Annotated in this window: 5 protein-coding genes; 4 read left to right on the top strand and 1 reads right to left on the bottom strand. The window is 38.5% G+C overall.

Going from position 1 to position 4,812, the window contains the following annotated elements; all coding sequences use genetic code 11:
• The first annotated feature begins 233 nt into the window (after nucleotides 1–233).
• From QZ265_RS09845 to QZ265_RS09835, 3 genes are all read left to right on the top strand, one after another.
• The gene (locus tag QZ265_RS09845; RefSeq protein WP_296405745.1) at nucleotides 234–587 is read left to right on the top strand and encodes a hypothetical protein; all 354 of its coding nucleotides are present in this window, start codon (nucleotides 234–236) and stop codon (nucleotides 585–587) included.
• 166 nt (nucleotides 588–753) lie between these two features.
• Nucleotides 754–2,109 carry a VWA domain-containing protein gene (locus QZ265_RS09840; protein ID WP_296405743.1) on the top strand — a complete coding sequence of 452 codons (1,356 nt, stop codon included), beginning with the start codon at nucleotides 754–756 and terminating at the stop codon, nucleotides 2,107–2,109.
• Between the two features lie 218 nt (nucleotides 2,110–2,327).
• Nucleotides 2,328–3,359 (top strand): ornithine cyclodeaminase family protein, encoded by a 1,032-nt coding sequence (locus QZ265_RS09835; RefSeq protein ID WP_296405741.1) that lies wholly within the window; start codon nucleotides 2,328–2,330, stop codon nucleotides 3,357–3,359.
• 163 nt (nucleotides 3,360–3,522) lie between these two features.
• On the opposite strand, the gene QZ265_RS09830 is transcribed toward QZ265_RS09835, so the two are convergent.
• Nucleotides 3,523–3,981: a universal stress protein gene (locus QZ265_RS09830; RefSeq protein WP_296405739.1), complete on the bottom strand. Its 459-nt coding sequence runs from the start codon at nucleotides 3,979–3,981 to the stop codon at nucleotides 3,523–3,525.
• Nucleotides 3,982–4,358: 377 nt separating this feature from the next.
• Here QZ265_RS09830 and QZ265_RS09825 point away from each other — a divergent pair, with 377 nt between their 5' ends.
• The gene (locus tag QZ265_RS09825; protein WP_296403327.1) at nucleotides 4,359–4,568 is read left to right on the top strand and encodes a cold-shock protein; all 210 of its coding nucleotides are present in this window, start codon (nucleotides 4,359–4,361) and stop codon (nucleotides 4,566–4,568) included.
• Nucleotides 4,569–4,812: the final 244 nt, after the last annotated feature.

The following is a 4,812-nucleotide window of genomic DNA, read 5'->3' as shown; positions in this document are numbered from 1 at the left end:
TAATCTAGACAGCACCTAGAATAGGTTGGCAATAATTATTTTGTTAATTACTCAACATTATTAGATAAATTTTTCTGATCTACGCTGTATTGATATGATTAAATCACAATTTACCCTTAGTATCTAATATAAAGTTTAGTAATCTACTCATGGTAAAAGCGCCAAAATGGGCAACCACAACGTTGTTCGCTGATTCTGTTATAGTGATAAATAACGCCTAACGGAGTTCTCCTATGACTATGTTTCAAAGACTCACCAAAAACACCCTCAAACTATTCACAGCCAGCCTAATACTCGCAACCTTGACCGCCTGCACCACGCATTCAGCCCCACTCTACCAGAAAGTAGCACCGCCACCATACAACACCTTAACCGATGCCCAGCTTATCAAAATAGCAAAGTGGGATGAGCGCCAACCCAAAGAATATATCTCTAAACAAGTAATTGGCGTGCACAACGGCGTGACGGTCATCGTAGAGATGCAATGCTCAGACGTCTGCCCAGAAAACACGGCGCAAGTGGTATATTATGAGGTACCAAAGGGGCAACATGTGACAGTATTGGCGGTGTCACTAAATCAATATTAACCCCGATTGCCATTACCATTATGCCAATGGACTACTGCTTGCCTGCCGTTATTGCCGATTATTGGGAAAGCTATCCTTAAAAAATAAAGAAGGTATTAAATCATAACGGTTTTTTCATATTCAAAAGATATACTATAATAAGATAATAGTTACCTAGGATTTGAAAGTGAACCAAGTATCTACAAGACTAAGCATTGGCCAACGTCTGCCACTAAATAAACTTAATATTTATGATGCTGAGCCAATTACGTTTAAATTTACCCGTCTAAGCCCAATCGAGATAGGCATTAGTTGTTTTGCGTTAGACCCGTCAGGCAAACTGATTAGCGATGATTACATGGTGTTTTATAATCAACCAAAATCTCCTTGTGGTCATATCAAACTCAACCATTATCAAAGTGAACATAGCGCTGATAAAGTCATACAAGCTGAGTTCGAAGTTCACTTATCCACTCTAAATACGCAAATCGATAGTCTTTATTTTGTGTTATCAGCAGACAAGCCTTTAAACCAGGTTCAATCTCTAGATATAGACATTTACCAACAAACTCAAAAAGCACAAGCCGTCTATCAAGCGACAGATTTTGCCAATAATCAAGCCTGTATGCTCATTCGATTGTATCGTAAAAGTGGCGTATGGCGACTTGCCAATGTAGGGCAAGGTTTTGATGGTGGTCTTGCCTCTATCGTTAAGCATTTTGGAGGAGAAGTTGACAATAACTATAACAATAACTACGACAATGACAATCATCAGCCAAACCAAACAAGTCTTGCAACACAACCAATCCATCAAGCACATACTAAGCCTAAAGTATCGCTAGAAAAAGTAATGTTGCAAAAAGCGCCTAAGCTGGTCAATCTCGCCAAAAAAGCCACGGTATCGTTAGAGAAACGCCACTTACAAAAGCTTACAGCGAAAGTCGCCTTAGTATTGGATGCCAGTGGGTCGATGCACCAGCAATATAAACAAGGACGGGTACAAAAGGTGGTAAATCGGTTATTGCCATTGGCGGTAAGCTTCGATGATGATCAAGCACTGGATTGCTGGGCATTTGGTGAAAAACCATGTTATCTAGGTGACGTTGGCTTGCAAAACTATGAAGGTTTTATCGATAGTGTGCAAGGCGGCTTGAGAGATTGGCCACTGGGTGCTAGAACCAATAATGAGGCCGCTGTTATGGAAATGGTGACGGACTTTTATAAACAAGATAGGCTAAACATACCTGCTTATATCTTGTTTATTAGCGATGGCGGTGTCGCCAACAGTAAAGGCATTACCAAAATTATCACTGAGGCCGCCAAACTGCCATTTTTTTGGCAATTTGTGGGGTTAGGGGGCCGCAACTACGGTATTTTGGAAAATCTTGACGAGATGACAGGTCGGGTGGTGGATAACTGTAATTTCTTTGCGCTTGATGACTTAGATGACATGAGTGAAGAAGAATTATACGAAAATCTATTAGAAGAGTTTCCAGCTTGGCTAAAAAAGGCAATAGATAAGGGTATAATTCAAGATATATAGCTTCAAAAGATATTATAGGTAAACAACGGAGTCCAACATGAAAACATTAAAACTGACTATTGCTTTAATTTTGACCAGTTCATTATTCCTTACTGCTTGTACTTTGACTGGACTGGTAGGCGGGACGGCAGGACACTGATTAATCGGTGCTATAGTCGCTAATTTATAAGCAGTTAATGGAGGATAGGATAAAAAATTCTAGCCTTAGAGGAATCAACATGCAGATATTGAATATAGAAACGGTTAAAAAACAACTGACTATGCCAATGGCCATTGAAGCCATTGAAGAGTTACTAAAATTACAATGTAACAATCCAAACTGGGTAAAATCTCCAGAACGTTTGGTTATACCTACATATTCTGAAACGGATAAACATCAATCAGGGTCACATTTATCCATGCCTTGTGTGGTCTTTGATGGTAAAAAAGAGTATGCCGTAGTCAAATTGGTGACCATTTGCCCTGATAATCCTAAGCAAGATTTACCAACAACGGTGGCTACTATTACCGTCTCAGATACGGGAACAGGTGAAACATTAGCTTTTATGGACGGTATTTACGTCACTCAAGTTCGCACGGCGGCTTTATCGGGCGTTGCTACCAAATATATGGCTAATCCAAATAGTAAAACCGTCGCAGTTGTTGGTACTGGTGGCATGTCGTATGAGCAACTCAACGCGGTATTAACCGTTTGTGCGAACATTACTCAGGTTACCTTATGGAACCGTACTTTAGACAAAGCAGAGGCATTTAAACAAAAATTTCAACGTGATTATTCCAAGTGGCAAGTCACATTCACAGTTTGTGAGTCGATATCAGAAGCTGTACAGCGGGCAGATATTATAAACTTGGCTACACGAGCGACCCAAGGACTGTTTGATGTAAATCAAATTAAGTCCGATGTGCATATCAATGCGGTGGGCGCATATCAGCCTAATATGAAAGAGGTGAGTGACTCGGTACTCGAAGCCAGTAACTGTGTAATTATTGACGATCTAGAAGGCGGCAAACATGAAGCTGGAGATTTGATTCAAGCTCATAATAATAAGGACTGTGATTGGCAATGGAATAAATTGACTGGACAATTAATGGAATTGGTATCAGGCAAACTTCAAATTGATAATTGTCAGTCAGCTAAAGGAATTACCTTATTTAAATCAGTAGGAGCTGCAAGCTTTGATGCCGCAGTGGCCTTAAAAATTGCTCAAGTTGCACAAAGTAATCTTATCGGTCAAACCGTATCACTATAGACTCACTGATTTAGACAGCTCGTTTATATCTTATGCTAGGTGGCTAGTTTTTGAGGTTGAGCATGGTTAGGGATTGAGCATTAGGGGTCTAGTATTAGAGTTGGATTAATATGGTAAGGGATACCTACTATGTCATTTAAATGCTACAAATTTGTCATTATTATTATTTGACAGGTTTCTCAAGTCTTACTACCAATACATCACATGAGACATTGGGTAAAATAGCATCTACTGTTGCACCATTTATCCAAGCAGAAATACCATGGCGTTCGTGACGACCAATAATTACCAAGTCAACCTTATTTTTATCACAATAATTGATAATGCCTTCACTGTTAGAGATAGCAGTTGTTACTTCTTGTTGGCTATCTTCTAAGCCGTTACGATGCAAAAATTCAACTAAGTCTTTTCTAGCACTTTTACAGCGTTCATCATCAATCTCATCATATAAACTGGCAGCAGGCACCATTTCATAGCCAAATCCGACCACAGTATCTTTAACAATGTGTAGCACCGAAAACTGTGCATCGACTTGACGAGAGTGGATGTACTTAGCTTTTTGAGCCACGACATCTGCATCAGAACGTAAATCAGTCACTAACAAAATATGTTTATAGCTCATAGCAACACCTATATAAGTTAGATTAAAATAAGTTAGATTAAAAAAATTAGTTTATAGCAGGGTCTAAAGGAAATAATCGTTGAATTTATAAATACTATAATATGCTTATTTAGACACAGTTTCAGTATGATTTTATCAACTCAATGAGCAATAAGATGACCATCTATAAATTTAACTAAAATTATTTTAAGCTATTTTAAAATAAAGCTTGCATAAGGGTAGTTGGCGGCCTATACTGTGCTCCTGCTTAAGAGAAGTCCTGCAGCAAATCATTACCTCGTAGTATTAGCATTAATCCTCCGTTTTAAGATTTACCGTAGTTGCTCAGAGCGTTACCCGACCGAAATGGTCATTATGTTTTAAAATTAGGATTATATATGTCAGATACTATCAAAGGTACAGTAAAGTGGTTTAACGAAGCTAAAGGTTTTGGCTTTATCGCACCAGAAACTGGTCCAGACGTTTTTGCTCATTACAGCGAAATCGCAAGCTCAGGTTTCAAAACCTTAGCTGAAGGCCAAGAAGTTGAGTTCACAGTAACTCAAGGTGCTAAAGGCCCACAAGCCCATGGTATCACAGCCGTTTAATTGGTCGAAACCAAATAGACAAGACAAGTTAGAGTGCAAACCCATTAAGTGAGTCCACTTTAAACGAGTCAAAAATAAACGAGCCCTAGGCTCGTTTTTTTCGTCTGTAGTTTTTAATAATTAGCTTTTAAGAAATAGCTTTTAAGAAATTGTCTTTAAGAGATAGTTTTTGATAAGTATGTTTAATATGATAAGTAATTGAACAAAATTAAATACCTACGCTTTAAAAGTAGAAAAATTTATC

The organism is Psychrobacter sp. (assembly GCF_018260395.1).
Taxonomy (GTDB): domain Bacteria; phylum Pseudomonadota; class Gammaproteobacteria; order Pseudomonadales; family Moraxellaceae; genus Psychrobacter.
This window is presented reverse-complemented; position numbering and strand designations above follow the sequence as displayed.

Bases quoted from the DNA above. Each gene is read 5' to 3' on its own strand.
- QZ265_RS09825 (WP_296403327.1), top strand. From the start codon at position 4,359: ATGTCAGATACTATCAAAGGTACAGTAAAGTGGTTTAACGAAGCTAAA.
- QZ265_RS09830 (WP_296405739.1), bottom strand. From the start codon at position 3,981: ATGAGCTATAAACATATTTTGTTAGTGACTGATTTACGTTCTGATGCA.
- QZ265_RS09845 (WP_296405745.1), top strand. From the start codon at position 234: ATGACTATGTTTCAAAGACTCACCAAAAACACCCTCAAACTATTCACA.
- QZ265_RS09835 (WP_296405741.1), top strand. From the start codon at position 2,328: ATGCAGATATTGAATATAGAAACGGTTAAAAAACAACTGACTATGCCA.